The sequence below is a fragment of the Streptomyces sp. MB09-02B genome (genome assembly GCF_033794485.1).
Lineage (GTDB): Bacteria > Actinomycetota > Actinomycetes > Streptomycetales > Streptomycetaceae > Streptomyces.
In genome coordinates this window covers 39,419-59,673 of record NZ_JARGEE010000003.1, presented here as the reverse complement: position 1 = coordinate 59,673, position 20,255 = coordinate 39,419, and the positions used below count along the sequence as shown (strand labels likewise).

14 protein-coding genes are annotated in these 20,255 nt (G+C 70.2%); 10 read left to right on the top strand and 4 right to left on the bottom strand.

Features of this window, described 5'->3' with window-relative positions:
- Positions 1 to 329: 329 nt before the first annotated feature.
- Positions 330 to 1,904 (bottom strand): carboxylesterase/lipase family protein, encoded by a 1,575-nt coding sequence (locus P1P70_RS01195; protein ID WP_319233781.1) that lies wholly within the window; start codon positions 1,902 to 1,904, stop codon positions 330 to 332.
- Between the two features lie 275 nt (positions 1,905 to 2,179).
- Between P1P70_RS01195 and P1P70_RS01190 the strand changes: the two genes are divergently transcribed.
- From P1P70_RS01190 to P1P70_RS01170, 5 genes are all read left to right on the top strand, one after another.
- The gene (locus tag P1P70_RS01190) at positions 2,180 to 3,871 is read left to right on the top strand and encodes an AMP-binding protein (RefSeq protein WP_319233779.1); all 1,692 of its coding nucleotides are present in this window, start codon (positions 2,180 to 2,182) and stop codon (positions 3,869 to 3,871) included.
- Between the two features lie 38 nt (positions 3,872 to 3,909).
- Complete coding sequence (locus P1P70_RS01185) at positions 3,910 to 5,109, top strand: acyl-CoA dehydrogenase family protein (protein ID WP_319233777.1); 1,200 nt, start codon at positions 3,910 to 3,912, stop codon at positions 5,107 to 5,109.
- Entirely contained in the window at positions 5,106 to 5,873 is a 768-nt protein-coding gene (locus P1P70_RS01180; protein WP_319233775.1) for an SDR family NAD(P)-dependent oxidoreductase, read from the top strand. Before P1P70_RS01185 ends, P1P70_RS01180 begins: the two co-directional genes overlap by 4 nt.
- A 313-nt stretch (positions 5,874 to 6,186) precedes the next feature.
- On the top strand, positions 6,187 to 7,731 hold the full coding sequence (locus P1P70_RS01175) for a class I adenylate-forming enzyme family protein (RefSeq protein ID WP_319233773.1): 1,545 nt from the start codon (positions 6,187 to 6,189) through the stop codon (positions 7,729 to 7,731).
- Between the two features lie 33 nt (positions 7,732 to 7,764).
- Entirely contained in the window at positions 7,765 to 8,535 is a 771-nt protein-coding gene (locus P1P70_RS01170) for an SDR family NAD(P)-dependent oxidoreductase (protein WP_319233771.1), read from the top strand.
- A 160-nt stretch (positions 8,536 to 8,695) separates the two neighbouring features.
- Here the strand turns inward: P1P70_RS01170 and P1P70_RS01165 are convergent, their stop codons facing one another.
- Positions 8,696 to 9,619, bottom strand: a complete 924-nt coding sequence (locus P1P70_RS01165) for an NADP-dependent oxidoreductase (RefSeq protein WP_319233769.1) — start codon at positions 9,617 to 9,619, stop codon at positions 8,696 to 8,698.
- 121 nt (positions 9,620 to 9,740) lie between these two features.
- On the opposite strand from P1P70_RS01165, the gene P1P70_RS01160 reads away from it, so the two are divergent.
- The 4 genes from P1P70_RS01160 (at position 9,741) to P1P70_RS01145 (ending at position 14,081) form a co-directional block, all read left to right on the top strand.
- Complete coding sequence (locus P1P70_RS01160; protein ID WP_319233767.1) at positions 9,741 to 10,118, top strand: MerR family transcriptional regulator; 378 nt, start codon at positions 9,741 to 9,743, stop codon at positions 10,116 to 10,118.
- 421 nt (positions 10,119 to 10,539) lie between these two features.
- Positions 10,540 to 11,022 carry a poly-gamma-glutamate biosynthesis protein PgsC/CapC gene (locus tag P1P70_RS01155; protein WP_319233765.1) on the top strand — a complete coding sequence of 161 codons (483 nt, stop codon included), beginning with the start codon at positions 10,540 to 10,542 and terminating at the stop codon, positions 11,020 to 11,022.
- 41 nt (positions 11,023 to 11,063) lie between these two features.
- Positions 11,064 to 12,137 (top strand): NlpC/P60 family protein, encoded by a 1,074-nt coding sequence (locus tag P1P70_RS01150; protein WP_319233763.1) that lies wholly within the window; start codon positions 11,064 to 11,066, stop codon positions 12,135 to 12,137.
- 39 nt (positions 12,138 to 12,176) lie between these two features.
- Positions 12,177 to 14,081 (top strand): ArnT family glycosyltransferase, encoded by a 1,905-nt coding sequence (locus P1P70_RS01145; RefSeq protein ID WP_319233761.1) that lies wholly within the window; start codon positions 12,177 to 12,179, stop codon positions 14,079 to 14,081.
- Between the two features lie 145 nt (positions 14,082 to 14,226).
- Here P1P70_RS01145 and pgsB read toward each other — a convergent pair whose 3' ends face one another.
- Entirely contained in the window at positions 14,227 to 15,528 is a 1,302-nt protein-coding gene (pgsB, locus tag P1P70_RS01140; protein WP_319233759.1) for a poly-gamma-glutamate synthase PgsB, read from the bottom strand.
- A gap of 15 nt (positions 15,529 to 15,543) precedes the next feature.
- Positions 15,544 to 17,763 (bottom strand): HAMP domain-containing protein, encoded by a 2,220-nt coding sequence (locus P1P70_RS01135; protein ID WP_319233757.1) that lies wholly within the window; start codon positions 17,761 to 17,763, stop codon positions 15,544 to 15,546.
- Between the two features lie 589 nt (positions 17,764 to 18,352).
- On the opposite strand from P1P70_RS01135, the gene P1P70_RS01130 reads away from it, so the two are divergent.
- A complete protein-coding gene (locus tag P1P70_RS01130; protein WP_319233755.1) occupies positions 18,353 to 20,197 on the top strand; it encodes a thioredoxin family protein in 1,845 nt (614 codons plus the stop codon).
- The last annotated feature ends 58 nt before the right edge of the window (positions 20,198 to 20,255 follow it).

Genomic DNA, 20,255 nt, shown 5'->3' with positions numbered 1-20,255 from the left:
GTGAGCTTGGGGATCGTGTCCCGTGCCGCTTGTGATGACGACATCGTGGCCCTGGCCGGAGAAGCGGTGCCGGACATGCTGCCCACACCCGCAAAAGACAGAAACTGGAGGTCAGCCGAAAGGGACCGGGCTAATTTGTCGGACTTCCAACGGTGGCGCGGCCGTAGTGGTCAGCACCCGCACGGCCCGGCCTGGCCCCTGAGTGGCACCACACGTGGTCGCTGGCGCCCTGTCGCCCCGCCTTGAGTCCCGGGACTGTACAAGCGTCCGACACATGGCTGCTCGCCACAGGACGCTCGGCGTCACCGTGGCAGCGCCCGCCCAAGTGGTCACCAAACAGTGGGCAGTCCTTCGATGAGCCGTCGGCGTTGCGCGTTGCGATCGCTCTCCACGGCCGAGGAACCCCGGTCGAAGACCATCGTCACCCGCGTGCGCAGGTCGTACGCGGGCCACTTCAGCTGCGCGGTCGAAGGGTCTCCGGTGTGGGCGAACGCACCCCAGGCACTCATCATCTGGTCGGCGAGGACGAATCGCTGTCCCGTGGGGTCGTCGGCGGCGCGTTGGGCGTCGCTGTCCGAGCCGTCCCAGGCGGTCGGGTAGGTGAGGTTGCCGAAGACGAACGGCAGCTGTCCCGAGTGGGCGGCCCACGAACTGCCGAGGCACGGTGTGCGCCAGGCGAACTCGTAGAAGTAGACGGCACCCGGCGTGGTCAGTTTCCGCTCCGCCTGCAGCAGCGCGGAGTGCCACATCCACAGGTCCGTGGTCATCGCCACGAGGAGGTCCAGGCGAGTGGCGGAGGGCAGGGCCTGCCGGTACCCCGCGATCAGCTCGTCTGTCTGGGCCTGGGACAGGGCGGGGGCCATGCTGAACGTGGCCAGTCGCTGCCGCAGCTCCGCGTCCGTGTAGATCGGGTCCGTCATACCCGGCAGGAAGGAGGCCGTCTCCTGGCTGGTGGTCCCGATGATCATGGGAACGTCCCGGCTGCCTGCCGGAGCGCCGTCCTGCCAGGTCTGCTCGGGGATGAAGCGCCCGTCGACGACGGGCTGGAACAGAAGACCGAGAGCATCGCTCTCCACGGTCCCGGCGACCTGCCTGAGCTCGTCGGACGACAGCGCGAGCAGCCTGTCCTCGGTGAACACCCCGCCGCCCAGGGCGGCGAACGCGGCCTCGGTGACCTCGTTGGCCTGCTCCCGCGTTTTGACCGCCAGCTGGGATCCGCTCTCGATGATCGCCTTGTGGAAGAGACCGCGGGCTTCCGGTGTGGCCAGCAGTGCGCCGATCTTGGCACCGCCGCCCGACTCGCCCACGACGGTGACGTTGCGCACGTCCCCGCCGAAGTCGGTGACGTTCTCGCTGACCCACCGCAGTGCCGCCACCAGATCCCGCTGTCCGAGGTTGCCGTGCGCCGCGAGTTCGGGGACGGCGTCGCCGAGCCAGAGGTATCCGAAGATGTTGAGGCGGTGGTTGACCGAGACCACGACTACGTCGGCGGCCTCGGCCAGATGCGCTCCGTCGTAGACCGGGGCTCCGGCGGACCCCCACGTGAAGGCGCCGCCGTGGATCCACACCATGACGGGTTTGGCCCCCTCGGTTCGCGTGGGCGTCCACACGTTGAGGTAGAGACAGTCCTCGGACTCCGGTTCGGGGTCGAGCCAGGCGGGGAAGTCGGGGTTGTTCTGGACGCAGGGGTGTCCCAGCGTGGTGGCGTCCCGCACCCCCTGCCAGGGCTGAGCGGCCTCTGGCGCGCGGAAACGACCGCGGCCGACGGGTGGTGCCGCGTAGGGAATGCCCTTGAAGGCACGGACGGCCCCGGCCCGCTCACCTCTGACCCGACCGTACCGGGTGGAGACGACCAGTTCTCCGTCGTCTCCCTGAGCCGCTCGGGCCGATGCCGAAGCCGCCATGGCGGCACTGGTGTGTTCGGCTCCCCCCGCGGCCGAGAGCCGCCGCCGACTCGTCGGGCTGTCTGTCACTGGACGCTCCGTTCACTGCCCTGAACCAGCTGAGATGCGCGGCATCCTAGGGTCACCGCAGGTCCCCTTGAATTGGTCGAACTACGAATTCACCGCATCGGAACTGTGCGGACCGGGGGTAGTCGGCCATCCGCGTGACCCGGAGCATGTGTCGCCGTAACACCTCCGCAATGAGTCGGCCGACCGTGCCGGGAAAGGGTCTGATCATGAACAGCATCAGTCAATCTGTCGGTGAACAAGGGGTTGACGTTCGCGCCACTGCCTCGGAACGGGTACGAGAACTACTGGCCCGGTTCGGCTCTCCGGAGGCATGTGCTGCGGAGTTGCTGTGCGACCGGCACCCTGCCGACGCCGTTGCTTTCACCGTCGTCGAGGCGGATCTGTCGGCCCGCGATCTCACCTTTGGCGAACTGCGGCGTGACTCGGCGCGATGCGCCGCCGCTCTGAGCGGAATCGGTGTCGATCCTGGCGACGCCGTGGCCGTTCTGATGGGCAAGTCGGCCGACCTGATCGTGGCGCTTCTGGGTATCTGGCGTCGCGGAGCGGTGCACGTCCCGCTGTTCACCGCTTTCGCACCGCCGGCCATCGCCCTGCGCCTGAAGGCGAGCGCGGCGAAGGCCGTCGTCGTCGACGCCGATCAGCGGCACAAGCTCGCCCCCGGCGAAGACATGCCCGCCGACGCCCCGTGGCAGGTCGTGGTCGCGGGCGGTGAACCGGCCGAAGGCGAGTTTTCCTTCGAACGCCTGCTCGGCGCGTATCAGGGGGACGAGCCGGAGGGCAAGGCGATCGCCGTAGGCGGGGACGGGGCGCTGGTCCGGCTGTTCACCTCCGGCACCACCGGGGCACCGAAGGGCGTTTCCGTCCCGGTCAAGGCGCTGGCCTCGTTCCAGGCATACCTGGAGTTCGGCCTGGATGTCCGGCCCGACGACGTGTTCTGGAATGCCGCCGACCCGGGCTGGGCCTACGGCCTCTACTACGCCATCCTCGGCCCGCTGGCCGCGGGCCACCGGAGCCTGCTGCTGCACTCCGGCTTCTCGCCGGCGCTGACCTGGCAGGTCATGCGCGACTTCGGCGTCACGAACTTCGCCGCGGCCCCCACCATCTACCGCAGCCTGCGCAGTGCCCCGGAGCCCGTGCCGGACGGTCTGCGACTGCGCACCGCATGCTCCGCCGGTGAACCCCTGACGCCCGAGGTCATCACGTGGGCCGAGCAAACAGTCGGCGTCCCCGTGCGCGACCACTACGGTCAGACCGAGCACGGCATGGTCATCGTCAACGGCTGGGCCGACGCCGTACGATCCCCGGTCCGGCCGGGATCGATGGGCAGGCCTCTGCCCGGCTGGTCGGCCGAGGTCCTGCACGACGAACGGGACGAACCCGCCCCGGCGGGGACGGCAGGCCGCGTCGCGATCAAGGTGGCCGACAGCCCGCTGATGTGGTTCTCCGGATACGCCGACGCCCCGGAGAAGACGGCCGAACGCTTCACCGCCGACGGCCAGTGGTACCTCACCGGCGACGCCGGAATTCGGGACGAGGACGGCTACCTGTTCTTCTCCTCTCGCGATGACGACGTCATCATCATGGCCGGATACCGCATCGGCCCCTTCGACGTCGAGAGCGTTCTGCTGCTGCACGAGCTGGTGACCGAAGTCGCGGTCGTCGGAGTGCCTGATGCGCTGCGCGGGGAGGTGCTCGAAGCGTTCGTGGTGCTGCGTGCCGGCGCGGTCGGCGACGACGCACTCGTCAAGGAACTGCAAAAGCTGGTCAAGTCACGGTTCGCCGCCCACGCCTACCCGCGCACCGTCCACTTCACCGACCGCCTGCCGAAGACCCCCAGCGGGAAGATCCAGCGCTTCCTGCTGCGGAAGCAGCGCCGCGACGAACTGGACGGGCGCTGACACCTCCTGTCCCGTTCGAGATATCCGGAGCCCCTTTCATGCCTGTCTCACGCCTGCTGCCGACCGAAGAGGCGGCTGACCTCCTCGACCTGACACGCGAGATCGCCGAGCGCCACCTGGCGCCGCGCGCCGCCGAATACGAAGCGGCGGAACGCTTCCCCCGCGAGGTGTTCCAAACACTCGGCCGTTCCGGGCTCCTCGCCCTGCCGTACCCCCTCGAGTACGGCGGCGGTGGACAGCCGTACGAGGTGTACCTGCAGGTCGTCGAGGAGATCGCGGCCCGATGGGCCAGTGTCGCCGTCGGGATGAGCGTGCGCACGCTGGCGTGCTTCCCGCTGGCCACCCACGGCACCGAAGCGCAACGCGAGCGCCTGCTGCCGCAGTTGCTGGCCGGCGACCTGCTCGGGGCCTACTGTCTGTCCGAGGCGCACGCGGGCTCGGATCCGGCCGCCATGACCAGCCGGGCCCGGCACGACGGTGACGCGTACGTGCTGCACGGGGCCAAGGCATGGACGACGCACGGCGGGCACGCGGACTTCTACACGGTCATGGCACGCACCTCTGACGACCGCGCCCGAGGCATCTCCTGCTTCCTCGTGCCGGCTGACGTATCAGGTCTCCAGGCCGATCCGCCGGAACGCAAGATGGGCCTGACCGGGTCGGCCACCGCCACCATGCGCCTCGATGGCGTCCGGGTGCCGGACGACCGGCTCATCGGTGAGGAGGGCCAGGGACTTGCCATCGCGCTCGAGGGCCTGGACGCCGGCCGACTTGGTATCGCCGCGGTGGCCGTAGGGCTGGCCCAGGGCTCGCTGGACGACGCTCTCGCCTACGCGCAGCAGCGGGAGACCTTCGGCCGCAAGATCATCGATCACCAGGCGGTCGCCTTCCTGCTCGCCGACATGGAGGCTGCGGTCGCCTCCGCCCGGGCGACTGTGCTGGCCGCGGCACGCCGCAAGGACGCCGGGCTTCCCCATGGTCGGCAGGCCAGTATCGCCAAACTCGTCGCCACCGACGCCGCGATGCGGGTCACCACCGAGGCGGTCCAGATCTTCGGGGGTGCCGGCTACACCCGTGACTTCCCCGTGGAGCGTTACATGCGGGAAGCCAAGGTCATGCAGATCTTCGAAGGAACCAACCAGATCCAGCGCATGGTCATCAGCCGCGACCTCGCCCGAGGTAATCGCGGCCCCGCCAGCCACGTCGTGCCCGTCGCGCCCACGGAGGTCCACCCATGAACCCCAACGCATCCGTCGCCCTGGTCACCGGCGGCGCCAGCGGCCTCGGCCGCGCCGTCGCCAGGGAACTGCTCACCGCAGGCGCCCACGTGGTCATCGCCGACCTCCCCACGTCCCCAGGGTCGGACGTCGCCACCGAACTGTCCGCTCTGGGCAAGGTGTTGTACGCCCCTTGTGATGTGACGGACCCCGGGTCCGTACAGGCCGCCGTGGACACCGCCGCCCGGCTTGGACCGCTGCGGATCGCTGTGAACTGCGCCGGCGTGGCCACCCCTGGCAAGCTGCTCTCCCGCCGCGGGCCCCTGCCCCTGGAGGAGTTCGAGCGCGTCGTCCGGGTCAACCTCGTAGGCACCTTCAACGTCTTTCGGCTCGCCGCCGAGCGCATCGCCGAGACCGAGCCGGTGGCTGGGGAGCGAGGTGTGCTGATCGCCACGGCGTCGATCGCGGCCTACGACGGACAGGTTGGCCAAGCCGCCTATGCCGCCTCGAAGGGCGGGGTGGTCGGGCTCACGCTCCCGGCCGCACGGGAACTGGCACAGCACCGGATCAGGGTCGTCTCCATCGCACCAGGGCTCTTCGACACTCCGCTCATGGCCGGATTGCCGCTGGAGGCTCGGGAATCCCTGGGTCGACAGGTGCCGCACCCGGCGCGGCTCGGCGACCCGGCCGAGTTCGCGGCGCTGGTTCATCACGTCGTGGCGAACCCGATGCTCAACGGCGAGGTCATCCGGCTCGACGGCGCCGTACGTATGGCCCCGCGCTGACGAGCCGCCTCTCGGCCACCGCCTGTCACTGCCACGATTCAGCTGCTCGACAGACGTGGCAGCGTGATCTCGCATCGCGTGCCGCCGTCATGCTCGCCAGGTCGATGCCGACTGTCGCCCGCGCACAGTGGCTGCACCGAATCCTCGCTGTCGCCCTGCTGAACGCTTCGACTGCTCGACCCCGATCGCTCTGTCTCTCGCGGCGGCTTCGGTCGTCACCCTCATCACCGTCACCACTGCCCGGAAAGACACGCGGGGTCTTGCCGGCAGCCCCCGATCGTCCCATCAGCCCCTGGCAGCCCAAGGAATCTCAATGAACACCGCTACCTTCTCGCGCACTTGGGACTCGGCCGTGGGCCGTCACACCGACTCTCTCTTCCTGGTTTTCCGTGCGGAGTCGGGAGAGGTGTGCGAATGGACCTACGGAGAGTTCGACGCCGTTGTGACCCGTACAGTCGGCGCCTTGCGGGCCGCCGGAGCCGGTCCCGGCTCGCCGGTACACGTCGCGCTGCGCAACTGCCCGGCCTTCGTGGCACTTTGGCTGGCGGCGTCCCGGCTGGGTGCCTGGCTGGTGCCGGTCGATCCGGCCTCCTCCCCGCGCGACATCGCCCGACAGGCACACCGGGTGCGGCCGGCCGTCGGGGTGTGCGCGTCCACCCGCGAAGCTGCGTACCGCGAGGGCGTGGGCGACATGGTCCCGACAGTTCTCGTGCTCGCGGAGGATGCCGGTGACTTGAACGGCGTCGGAACCCCCCTGTCCATGTTGTGCGCGGACGTCGTGGAGACGGGCGAGCAGGCACCGCGGCCGGAAGACCGGCTCGCGGTCATGTTCACCTCCGGTACGACCTCGGAGCCCAAGGGTGTGGTCCTCACACAGGCCAACTACGCCCACGTCGCGACCGTGATGGCCGAGGCGGCCCGGCTACGACCGCACCACCGATGGCACGTCACCCTGCCCCTGTTCCACGCCAACGCCCAGTACTACTGCTTCGCACCCGCCATCGCCGTCGGCGCGAGCGTCGCGCTGAGCGCCGCCTTCAGCGCCTCCGGCTGGGTGCCGCACGCCCGCGAGCTGGGGGTCACCCATGCAAGTCTGTTCGCCGCTCCGATCCGGATGATCCTGGCCCGTACCGCCGGCGAGGAGCCACCGCTTGAACTGGAACACGTGTGGTTCGCGCAGAGCCTGGGCGCCGAGCACTACGAACGGTTCGCGCGACTGGTCGGCACCCGCCCCCGGCAGCTGTACGGCATGACCGAGACGGTCGCCATCGTCAGCGCCGACTCCAGCGCACACCCCGTCCACGACGTGATCGGCACCCCCGTCGCCGGCCGCCGCATCCGCGTGACGGACCCGGCGAGCGGGAACCCTGCGGCACCGGGAACCGCCGGGGAACTCCAGGTGCTCGGCACCCGCGGACGCGACTTGTTCGCCAGCTACCTCGACGACGAGGAGACCACCACAGCGGCCTTCGCCACCGGACCGGAGGGCACCTGGTTCGCCACCGGTGACCTCGTCTCCCGTGACGTCGACGGTGTGCTGCGATTCACCGGCCGTGTCGACGATGTCATCAAGGTGTCGGGCGAGAACGTGAGCCTCACCGAGGTCGAGGCTGCCGTGGCACAAGCACCCGGAGTTCTGGAGGCAGCTGTGGTCGGTGTGCCGGACCCTGTGCGCGACACCATCCCCGTCGCCTACATCGTGGCCCGCGACCCGAACGAGCCACCTCATGCGGAAGACCTCGACCAGTGGGCCGCCCACAATCTTGCACCCTCGGCCCGACCGCGCGCCTGGCACCTCGTCGACGAGCTCCCGCGCACCAGTGTCGGCAAGGTCCGCCGCTTCCGCGTCGGCAGCTGACACCCACCCCTCGAATCCGTACGGAGCATCACTGTGACCGCACCTCTTGCATCGCCGAATCCACGTCGCCGTGTCGCCCTGGTCACCGGGGCCGCGCAGGGCATCGGTGAAGCCATCGCCCAACGGCTCATCGCCGACGGCGACATTGTCGTTCTGTTGGACATCGCGCCAACGGTCAACGACACGGCGGCCCGCGTCGGGGCCGCCGACGCGGTACGCGTCGACATACGCGACATCCCCGCACTACAAGCATCCGTGCACGACGTCGCCACGCGCTTCGGCCGACTCGACATCCTCGTCAACTGCGCGGGTACCTGTGGCCGGGAATCCTTCGAGGACCTCAGCCTTGCCACATGGCAGCGCGACATCGACACCAACCTCACCGCGATGGCATTCGCCTGCCAGGCAGCGGTCTTCCCCCACATGAAGGAACAGGGAAGCGGCCGCCTGATCAACATCGCTTCCGTCTCCGGCAAGGTCGGCGGCATCGGCCCGGTCGATCCGGCCGGCAGCGGCGGCAGATCCGGCGCGGCCTACGCCTCGGCCAAGGCCGGAGCCATCAACCTGACCCGCTGGATCGCCCGACAGGTCGGCGCCTGGGGCATCACCGCGAACGCGGTGGCTCCCGGCCCGATCGCATCCCCCATGGCAGCCGGTGCGGAGTACGACGTTTCCCACACACCCATACCCCGCAGGGGAGAACCCTCGGAAGTGGCAGGAGCCGTCGCCTACTTGATCGGTCCGGACTCCTCGTACACGACCGGCACCTGTTTCCACGTCGATGGCGGGTACGTGCTGGCGTAGGTGCGACGGCGGGCGCCTCGCCCTCCTGGTTGGCGTGTGCCCCAGCCACCGGCCGCGCGTATTGGCAGATGTGCCCACTCGGACCACAACTACAGTGGAGAACTGCGCGTGAAGCCCCCACGACTCATGCACCAACTCTCTTGTCGCGCTGCTCCCCTGGTCAGCCGATATCGAGCACGACCTTGCCGCGGACCCGTCCGGTCCGGCTGAGGCGGAAGGCGTCGGCGGCTTCCGCCAGGGGCAGCACGCGGTCGATGTGGAGGGTGAGCTTGCCGGCGTCTGCGAGGCTCGCAAGGGCGGCGAGGTCCGAGGGATCCGGCTGGGTCCATACCTGGTGTCCGCCGCGCCGCGTCACGTCGGGGTCGACGATCGAGGCCACCCGGGAGGGGTCCTTCAGCAGTTCCTGGGAGACAGCCACGGCATCACCACCCACGCAGTCCACGGCAGCGTCCACACCTTCGGGAGCCAGCTTCCGCACGCGCTCGGCCAGGCCGTCGCCGTAGACGACCGGTTCGGCACCCAGGGAGCGCAGGAACTCGTGGTTGCGTTCACTGGCTGTGCCGATGACCCTGGCTCCCCCGGCCACGGCAATCTGCACGGCCACGGAACCGACACCGCCGGCCGCGGCGTGCACCAGGACCGTCTCCTTCGATCGGACGCCCACCCTGGACAGTGACTGCAGCGCGGTGAGCCCAACGAGCGGGAGGCCGGCCGCCTGCTGCCAACTCAGCGACGGGGGCTTGCGCGCGAGGGTGTGCACGGGTGCGGCGACGAGCTCCGCGTAGGTGCCGTTGCGCACCCGCTCCGTCCGGACGTAGCCGAAGACCTCGTCACCGACGGTGAACTCCGTGACGCCCGGGCCGACGGCCTCGATCACACCCGCGACATCGAAGCCCGGCACCAGCGGAAGGCTGACCTCCAGGATCGAGTTGAGGTGGCCGGCGACGACGTGCCGGTCGACCGGGTTGACCCCCGCGGCCTTCACCCGTATCAGCACCGATCCATTGCCGAGCTCGGGCTCGTCGATCTCCAACAGTTCCAGGGCCTCGGGGCCGCCGTGGCGACGGGCGACAACCGCTCGCATACGTCTCTCACCATTCCTCTTGATCCATGACACCCGGGGCTCGGGCACGACAGATACGCTAGAACCTCACATTGATGTCAGGGGCAAGGCCCGTGGCGAAGGTCACAAGCGGGAGGGCGGCATGCGGATCGGAGAGCTGGCGGCGCGTTCCGGGGTCAGCGTCCGCTCCTTGCGTTACTACGAGGAGCAGGGACTGCTCAGCAGCACTCGCAGCGCCGGCGGGCAGCGGCACTACACGGACACCGACGCGGAGCGGGTCGAGTTCGTCCAGCGGTTGTTCGCCGCCGGGCTGTCCAGCCGCACGATCGCGGCGCTGCTGCCGTGCGTCGATGCCCCCAGTGAGAGCAACTCCGATGCCGCGCTGGAGCGAATGGCGCAGGAGCACGACCGATTGACCCGCCACGTGGATGACCTCGTACGCACCCGGGACGCGCTCGAGGCGCTGATGACCAGTGCCCGCGCCCATCGCGAGATGCTGCGTGCGACAGCAGCCAACTGATCTCCGGAGCCGAGTACGGCGTAAGGCTCACAGGCCCGCGCCGGGAGTGAGCAGCCGCGCCGAGCCCAGGGCACAACGAACCTCGGCGATGTGATCGCGCCTGCCCACGAACGTGGTGAACGAACGCCCATGGCAGGTCCGCGAACGAACGCCTACGGCAGCTCCCCGTGCGCGAACCCAGTGCGGTCATGTCACCCAGCCTCCCACCAGTTCCGTACAGGTCGAGTCCGCCGGCTCAACGGCCGCTGTTACGAAGAGAGTTCACGATTCTCCAGCGGGAGCTGATGCCGACAAGGTACAAGGTTGATATGACCAGTCTTCCACTCTCACCCGATCACCATCAGGCGGCGACCTCACCGAGAACGCGGATGGCGACCCGCACCACTCGGACGCTGCAACGGAGTCGGCAAGGAACCCGTCAGTGACCCCCGCCTCCCTCGACGCACAGACAGCCGCGCTCGGCATCGCGCTCGGGCTGGTCTTCTCGCTCGTCTGCTACCTGACCACCAACCTCTCGCCCGGTGGGATGATCACCCCGGGTTGGATCGCCCTCACGCTCATCACCGACGTACAGCTGACCGGGCTGATGGCCGTCGTCGCGGCGCTCACCTTCTTCACCACGAAGCTGATGCAGCGCAACGTGATCCTCTACGGCAAGAGACTCTTCGCAGCCGTGGTGCTGTGTGCGGTGCTGATGCAGACGACCGTGACGCTCGCCCTGAGCCACGAGTTTCCGCTGCTGGACACGTCACAGACGCTGGGCTTCATCGTCCCGGGCCTGGTCTCCTACCAGCTGGTCCGCCAGCCGCTCGCGGCCACGCTCGTCTCGACCACCGCGGTGACGCTGGCCACGTACGTGGTGCTGGTCGCGGGACTCCTGCTCGGCGCCCTGCCCACCGGCTGACCCGCCGCCCGTTCAACCTTCCTTCACCAGGAGACCCGGCCGTGCACCACGAGCCCGACAGCAAGAAGGACCGACCGGTTCGCCGCACCGTGCTCGGGACGGTCGCCGGGGTGGCCGCCGGGTACGCCCTGGGCCACCTCGGGTCCGACAGCGGCGGCGACGGGAGAGTCGGCGACCGCGGTACAGGCGCCGGCCCCCACACTCGGCCCACGGACGGCTTCGTCTTCGAGCGACTGTCCGACCCCGACCGCACCGTGGCCCGCGCCGCCGACGGCGGCACGCTCGCCACCTTCACCGACGACGCTCGTACCGCCGTACTCGCCGGGCCCACCCGCACGTTCAGTGAGCCGCGGACCACCGCTGCCACGGTGACCACACGCGCCTGGGTGCGGGTGATGCCGTACGAGTGGCAACGGGGCGCGGAGCGGCGCGACTGGTTCGCGCGCTGGTTCTCCAGGGCACTGGGCGACACCAGCCCGGACGTCTTCGCCGTGGCCTTCCAGTACAGCAGCGCCGGAGCGCCCGACAAGTACGACTCCGCCGGCGTGCGTTATCGAGGCACCGCGCACTTCGGCCCGCGCAATCAAGAGGTCGACAACCCCTTGGCCTTCGCTTATCACGACGTACAGTCCGACTTCTACGACTATCTGGGCATCCCCTGGGCCTTCCCGGACGGCACGCGGATGCGACCGGAAAAAGCCCGCTACGGCCATGTCGACTGCTCCGGCTTCCAACGTCTTTTGTGGGGCTACCGGATGGGCATCCCCCTGCTCCACACCAATACCGACTCCGGTGGCACCGGGCTGCCGCGCCGCGCCTTCGCCATCGCCGCCCACGGTCCCGGGCGCCTGCTGATCCCCCACACCGGCGAACGGCTCACCGACCTGAGCACGCTGCAACCGGGCGATCTCGTCTTTTTCGCCATCATCAGGGAACGGCCGAAGCTGATCGACCACGTCGGGATGTACATGGGCCTCGACGATCGCGGCCACCACCGGTTCTACTCCAGCCGCTCCGCCGCCAACGGCCCGACCATGGGCGATCTGGCGGGCCGCGCGCTGCTGGACGGCACCGGCTTCTACGCCCGCGGTCTACGTGCCGCACGCCGTCTGTGAGCCGTCGGCCACCCGACCGCTGATCCGAGAAGGGCCACCATGACCGCCACCTCAGCCGCCCAGTCCACCGGCGCCGGCCGCCACCGCTGCCCTGTGGACGGCCCGTTCCACCGGTCGGATGCCGCACCGCGCTGGGAGCGCCCGGCGCTGGCCGCGGTGCTCGTCGTCGCCTCGGTGCTGTACGCCTGGGGCATCGACCACGCCGCGATCCACCCGTACTACAGCGCGGCCGCGCGATCGATGGCCACCAGTTGGCGACCCCTGTTCTTCGGCGGGCTCGACCCCAGCGGTTCGATCAGCCTGGACAAACTCCCCGGCGCCCTCTGGCCTGAGGCAGCCGCCGTCTGGTTGTTCGGCCCCCACACATGGGCCTTGGCGCTTCCGCAGGTCGTCGAGGGGGTGCTCACCGTCTGGTTGCTCCACCGCGTCGTACGGTCCTGGGCCGGTCCCTTCGCCGCCCTGATCGCCGCGCTGGTGCTCACGCTCACCCCGGTGACCGTGGTCCTCACCAGGGCCACCATCCCGGACACCACCCTCACCCTGCTGCTGGTCGCGGCCGCCGGAGCGCTGGAGAAGGCGGTGCGCACCGGGCGGCTGCTCCCCCTGATCACCTGCGGTGTCTGGGTCGGGCTCGCCTTCCAGGCGAAGATGCTGCAGGCGTGGCTGATACTCCCGGTCCTCGCCACCGTCCACCAACTCGCCGCACCGGGACCGCCGTTACGGAGGGCTCGCCGGTGTCTGCTGAGCGGTGCGGTATCGCTGGTCGTCTCCTGCTCATGGATGCTGTTCGTCCGGGCGACGCCCGCCACGAGCCGCCCCTACCTCGACGGAACTTCCGACAACAGTCCGTTCAGCCTGGTCTTCGGCTACAACGGCCTGAGCCGCTTCGGCAGCGATCCCAGCGCGCTCGGTGCGGCCCCGGCCACCACGGCCAGCCGCACCACGGGAAACACCGGCTGGGGACTATTGATCAACCACACGGTCGGTCCACAGGTCGCCTGGTTCCTGCCGCTGGCCCTGCTCGCCCTCGTACTGGGCGTCGCCTGGCGCGGCCGACGGCCGCGAACCGACCTGCCACGCGCGGGATTTCTGCTCTGGGGCGGCTGGCTCGCCGTGCACGTCGTGGTGTTCAGCGTGTCCAACGGCAACCACGCCTACTACACCTCCGTCATCGCCCCGGCGCTGGCCGCGCTGGCCGGCGGCGGGCTCGCGGCTTTCCGGTGCGCGTACGAGGCGGGTGACCGGCGGCGGGTGGTCCTGCCCTCGGCGATCGTGGGGACGGTGGTGTGGGCGCTGGTGCTCGACGGGCCCACCCGGTTCCTTCCCTGGCTGCTGCCGGTCGCCGTGATGCTCGCGGTGTGCGGCGCGCTCGGTCTGTGTGCCCGGGGGCCGCGCACCCCCCGCCGGGTGGTCAACTGGGCCCTTGCCTCCGGGATCATTGCCACCCTGGTCGTACCGGCCGGCTGGGCCGTGTCCTGCCTCGACCCGCTCTACGCGGGTGCCTCGACGGCACCGGTGTGCGGTCCGGTCGGCACCTTCTACCACGAGGCCGTCCACCACCGCGCCTCTCTGCGCAGGGTCGGGCTCGGCCGGCCCAGTGCCCGCGACACCGCCCTGCTCCGGTATCTGACCGCGCACCGCCACGGGGAGAAGTACCTGTTCGCCGCCCAGGCCGCCTACACCGCGGCACCCCTGCTGCGCGCCGAGTCCCAGCCCGTGCTCGTCATGGGCGGATTCACCGGCAACACCCCCTTCCCCACGATCCAGCGGCTCGACGCCCTCTTCGCCACCCACCAGGTGCGCTACGCGCTGCTCACCTCCCGGCGCCCCGCCTCCCCCGCCACCCTCTGGGTGAGGGCGTACTGCAGGCCTGTTCCCCCCGAGGCGTACGGCCGTCGCGCCCAGGGCAGCCTCACCCTCTACGACTGCCGCCCAGAGGGCTGACGCAGCCGCGCCAGTGGCGGAAGACAGAGCGGCCGCCCACCTGTTCGGCACCCGGTCCACCCCGGTCCCGCGATGAACAGCCGTGCAAGGGCGACCAGGGCGGTGAGGACCCGCACGAAGCGGGTGCGGCGCTCGAACTCTCGGTTCATCCGCTCCAGGGCGGCAGGCCACCGAGCCGGCTCGGTGGCCTGCCAGGCACGGACCGGCGGCTGTCGGTCAATGCGGCGAGCACCTCGTCGAAGTCGTCGCGGTCGTGGTCGTAGGAGTCGTCATGTGGCAGTGCGGCCAGACGGTCCAGGAACAGCTCGCCCTGGCCGTGGATGTTGCCGATCGCCACCAGCGAGGAGGCCCGGCCGAGCCCTGCGAGGATCGCCGTGGTCAGCTCCTCGGGGTCCCGGCGGTCGCCACCGAGATCCACCACTCGCCCGGTGAAACCGGCGGGGATGGCGTCGCGTGCGCTCTTGGTCGGGTGACCGATCAGAAAGACGACCTCGGCGGCGAGGTCGGAGACGATGGCGCCCATCTGGCCGTTGCGCTCGACCCGGTCCGGGCGGCAGTTGACCACCACCTGAAGCGGCCGCCCGATCGCGCCGAGCCGCTCCAGGTGCCTGACGTTCATCAGCGTCGACTCGGGGTCGTTCGCGGCGAAGACGTTGGCGAACCGCAGCCGCTTGCCCTCGGGCGTGACGTAGCGCTCCACCGACAGCACGCCCGGGTCGGGCGGCGCGTCCCACATGCCCTGCAAGGCGATCTTCCGCTCCACGCCAAGCAGTTCGGCGACGGCGAGCGCGATCGCCACGTTCTCCTTGAAGGTGAACCAGCTGAAGCCCCGCATATCGCCGTCGGCCACCGACTCCGGGTCGACCACGACCAGACGGCAGTTCCGTCTGTCCGCCTCCTCCTGGAGGATGTGCAACCGGTCCTTCTCCGCTGTCACACACACCCCGCCCACCGGCATCGAGCGGGAGAGCGAGCGCGCGACATCCTCCAACGTCGGCCCCATCTCCTCCAGATGGTCCTCGCGGACGTTGCACAGCACGCCGATGGCGGAACGGATCAGTCTCTCCTGGTTGATCTCCTGCAGCGCGGGCATCACCGCCATGCACTCGATCACCAGCGCGTCCGGCTGGTAGGCCGCCGCGCGCCGCACGATGCCGATCTGCTCGACGATGTTGGCCAGGCCGAACTTGCGGTGGACCGGCTCCTCGGTGGCGTCCGGATGGATGAACCGTGCCGCGCTGCCGGTGGTCTTGGCAACGGTGACGAGGCCGCCGCCGCGCAGCGCGCCGGCGCAGAGCCGGGTGATCGAACTCTTGCCCCGGATGCCGTTCACCAGTACCCGCGTCGGTATCTGCGCCAGCGAGGCGAAGTGCCGCCTCTGCTCCAGGACTCCGGCGACCAGCAGCGCGGCACAGCACACCAGGAGTACTACATAGAGGAAGAACACGACGCTTCCATCCTTCTAACGCTGGGGGACGTTCTCGGGCCGAGAACGAGAGGAGGAGGGGGTGTCGGCGAGGCTGGACCCGCCACCTCGGTCGCCTTCCACAAGTGCCTGACGGATCAGCTCCAGGCTGCGGGTGAGCGAGCCGACCTCGTCGTGATTGACCGGGTACAGCACCGTGCGCCGGTCCCCTTCGGCGAGCCGCTCGCCGAGCAGGGCGACCGTGCGCAGCGGCCGGATCACCACGGCGTGCAGCCAGCCCAGGCAGACCACGCCCGCCGCGATCCCGAGGATCCCGGCGAGCGCGGTGCGGTGCTCCGCCTGCGCCGCGGGGAGTCGGCGTGCCGCCGCACCGTCCGCCGTCACCACGTGCCAGGGGAGGCCGACCGTGGGGCCGTTCTGCGGCAGCGGCGCCGCTGCGTCGACCGACAGGCCGGCGAACGAGGCGTGCACCGCCGAGGTCGCGGTGCCCGGTGTGCCGCGGCCGGAGCGGATGAGCCGGGTCAGGCCGGGTTCTGGCAGCGCCGGGAAAGCGCGGTGGCCGACGGTCGCCGCCAGCACCTTGTCATCGGCGTCCGTCAGCCAGACGCGACCCAGTTGGGGCCTGGACAGTAGGGAGTTGAGCGACTTCACATCGAACTCGCCCAACAGGACCGATCCGGCGGCCGGTTCACCGCCATTGGTACCCGGAACCTGGGCGTAGACGGTGATCACCGGGATCCGGCCCGAGGTGTCGACGGTATCGATCCCGCTGCCGCCGGGCACGTGGATGCTGCTGCGCAGCGGCCGCGCGCCCACCCGCAGCGTGATGTCGCCGGAGCCGTCGAGCATGTACATCGAGCGGAACTGCTTGTGGTCGGCAAGAGCGCGCCGTAGGACCTCGGTCTGGGCGGCCGGGCTCCTGCCGGACAGGCCCCCGGCCAGCTCGCCGAGGGCGGTGTGCGACTGGTCGAGCACCTGCCAGACCCGGTTCGCCGCGATCTCGGTGCGCGCCTGCTGGTCCGCGACGACCGAAGCCGGAACCGAGGTGGCGGTGTCCACTCGGTTCAACAGGAAGATCATCGGAATCGCCCAGCCGGCCACCAGGACCACGGCGACCAGGGCCAGCGCCCTGCAGCCTGGTCCGCGGCGCGCAGCGGGACCGGGCGGGCCGCTCTCACCGGTCAACTGTTGCCGCAGCGACTCCATGGCACGACCGATCCGGGCCGGCTCCCCGAATCCGGATACGGGAACCGGCCGGGCCGGCTCATCCCACGCGTCCGCCCCTCGTCCGACAGCGCCCCGGGCCATACGGCGGGCGGACACGACAAGTCCCAGCAGCGGCCGTTGCACGCAGAACCACAGCACCAGCCACAGCACCAGCGCGATCCCGGCGAGCGCACCCGCCGCCGTCAGCCCGAACCCCGAGTAGTCGACGGAGGCGGTCGTCGCGGGCACCGCCCGAGAGGTCAGCACGAGCAACCCGAGGTCGTCGGTGTGGCCCGGCCCGGTCGCCGAGGCGACCCGGGCCCAACCGGCGACGGTGCGCCGACCGCCCTCGGTCGCGCCGAGCATGCTTCCGGAGGCGTCACTTCGGTGCCCCTGAGCCTTCGCCGCGTGGGCTGCCGCCACCGGCAGCCCGCTGTCGGCAGCGGCCGACGCCGTGCCCTTCGCGGTGGTGACGAGCACGCCACCGGCGGCGTCGAGCAGGTCGGCGGTGCGCCCGTCACCGTAAGCCGTGAGGCGGGGCAGGTGTTCGGAGAGGACGAGCAACCAAGGCCGCCGGCTCGGGTCCGGGCTCGTGTTCTGGTCCTGGTCGGTGTCCGCGCTCTGCGCGGGCGACGGGACCTTCGCGAAGTACAGCAGGCAGCACCCGTTGCCCGAGGTCATCAGGCGCGGCCGGATCGCGCCTTGCCCGGACGCCATCGCGACGACGTCCGCCCCCGTCAGCGACACCGGCAGGCCGTCGGCTGCCAGTGGTCTGCCGGTGAGCGGGTCGAACAGCGCGCTGCCGAGCACCGCCTTCCTGCCGGAGGTCAGCACCTTGAGCGTGGCGGCGGGTGTCGATGGGGTCGTTGGCGTGTACGCCGCGGCGGCTCGACCTAGCGAGGTCGCCTCGGTGTCGATCGCGAGGCGCTCCGACTGCGCGGTGTCCGCGGCGATCTGCCGCTCCGCTTCCAGCTCGGTCCCCTGCCCTTGCCCGGCATCGACGCGGCCCAGGGCGACCACGACCAGGGCGGCGATCACCAGCAGTGACACGCTGAGCGAGGCGAGAGGCGGCCGCACCCCTCCCAGCAGCGGCATATCGGCGCGGCGGCGTGCCCGATGTCGGCGCGGCGCCCGTAAGGCGGTGTACAGGGCAGCGGATCCTTTCTCGACCGGCACCGAACGCCCAGACGTTCCCCAGGCGCAGGCTGATCGCACGGGCCTACCGGGTCACTGGCGGCCGGCTCGGTGGCGTGGACACTCGCTCTCCTCACGGCGGCGGCGGGACGCTGGTAGCGACGCGGCACCGCCGATTCGGTGTCGCCTCCGACACCGCCGCGAGGACGAGGGCACTCTCGACACTTGGCGTCAGCACACCACTCCGAAATTACACTGTCAATATCAGATGCAATTTTTAATCACACCAATTGAGCGATACGAGGTCGGCCGGGACCGACGTACAGCGCTGCCGCCGTTTCGGCCGTGACACCCCCGCATGTCCGACTCCCCGACGCTGGAACCCGGTTCACAACCAGGGGCACTGGTAGTATCAGCAGATGGAAATGGTACTGACACCAAGTCGACGGGTGCGGTGCAGTGAAGTCGACCCTGTCCGGCCGTCGAGGCGATCCGAGGCGGGAAAATGAACCGACCCGGTCATGACCTCGGCGAGGAGCAAGCGTCCGATGCCGATGCGGCGCCGGTCGATGCGGCACCGCCGTTCGACCGGTCACCGGCGGGCGGCGCGCCCCACGTCGATGTGGTCACCGCCGACCAGCTGACCGACCTGCTCGCGCAGCGGTCCGACGTCCTGGTGTGGTTCACCACCGGTTGGTGCGTGCCGTGCTGGGAGATAGCGCCGCACCTGGACGAGTTCGCGGTCGCCATCCGGGACCGGCTTCCGCTCGTCGCCGTCGACGGGGAAGCCGAGATCGGGCTGCTCCGCCGCTATCAGGTCGCCGCGTTTCCCAGCCTTCTCCTCTTCCATCGCGGCGTGCGAGTGTGGCAGCGGGCCGGTGCCCGTGAGTTCTCCGCGGCCGAATTCGCGGGCACGTTCGTGCCGTTGCTGGACGCACTGCACGGCCCGGACATGGCGAGCGATGCGGCGTCCGATGTCGGACCGGCGCCGTCGCCCCCTCGGCCGGCGCGCACGGTGCTCCTGCCCGACCTCCCGGCGGGATCGGTCGAGTGCCGGGTGAGCAGGCCCGGCGCCGCGGCTCCGTCGCCGGTCGGGCCGGGGCCGATCGACCTGCCGGAGGGCGGGGAGCTCACCGTGCATCTCACCGCCGACCACCGCGACAACCCGCCGCTGGACCTGACCGTCCTCGACGGGTTCGCGCCGGACACGGTCGACCGGCTGATCATCAGCAAGATGCCCGTCTCGCTCCAGAACCTGGAAGGGTTTCCCGCACTGCGCCGGCTCCAGACGCTCGTCCTTCAGGCGGGCAGCGCTCTCGACATCGGCCCGGCGGATCTGGCCGCTTTCCCCTGTCTGGTCCAACTGGACACGTTTTCCGAAGGTGCCGACGTCCACCTGACCGACGTCGTCGTGAACGGCGGCTGGGGCCTGCCGGTGCTGCGTCGCATCGCCGCGGTCACCGACCTGGACGCGCCGCAGCCGATCGCCGTGGGTGGCACCGAACCGGTGACCGACGTCGAATTCGCCGAGCGCACCCGGACCGGGCTGGTACTCGTCGAGTTCACCGTCGCCGGGGCACCCACGTGCGAGGCGATCAAGCCGGTGCTGGGCAAGCTGGCCGAGGACCTTCCCGGCCCGCCCGTGCTGGCGGTGGACGTGCGGCGAAGCCACGCGGTGACCGAGAACCACGAGATCGCGGTCGTACCGACAGTGCTGTTGCTGCGCGACGGACACGAGATCTGGCGGTCGGCCTTCGGCGACGCCACCGACGCCGAAGCGACGCTGACCAAGGCGTTGCAGGCCGCTCACCGGCCCGCCCACCGGACCAGGCAACCGGCGCCCCCGCGGCCGGCGCGCACCTTACGCCCGGCCGGTGCCGCCCTCCCCTATCAACTCGCCCTCCAGCCGCCCGGGTTCGGCGCATCCGCCGTCACCGACATCGACCACGGCGGCGAGGTCGCCGTTCCCGCCGGGTGGAGCGTCTTCGTCCAGATCTACCGCAGTGCCGACGACGAGCCGTTCGACTGGGCCGCCCTCGAGAGCTTCGGTCCGGACGACATCGACGCCCTCACCTATGTCGACGAGAACTCCGACGGGGTGGCCGCGCACCAGGCTGCCACGGCGGCGACCCGGTTGACCGGGCTGCGCCGGCTGGAGATCCACAGCCGCGCACTGGCGGAGTCCCCGAGCGAGGCGATGACGACATTGCGCCGGTTGACCTGGCTGAGGGTCCTGAGACTTTCGACGTTCGACATCGACGAGCTGTCCGATGCTTCGCTCGGCGCGCTGAGCGAGGCCCTGCCGGACACCGTCATCAACGATCACTGGAGTGGACTTTCCGATGCCTAGAAACGACGCGCCCCGACGCGGCACGAGGCAGCAGTCGCGCCGTGTGGACCCCGCGGCG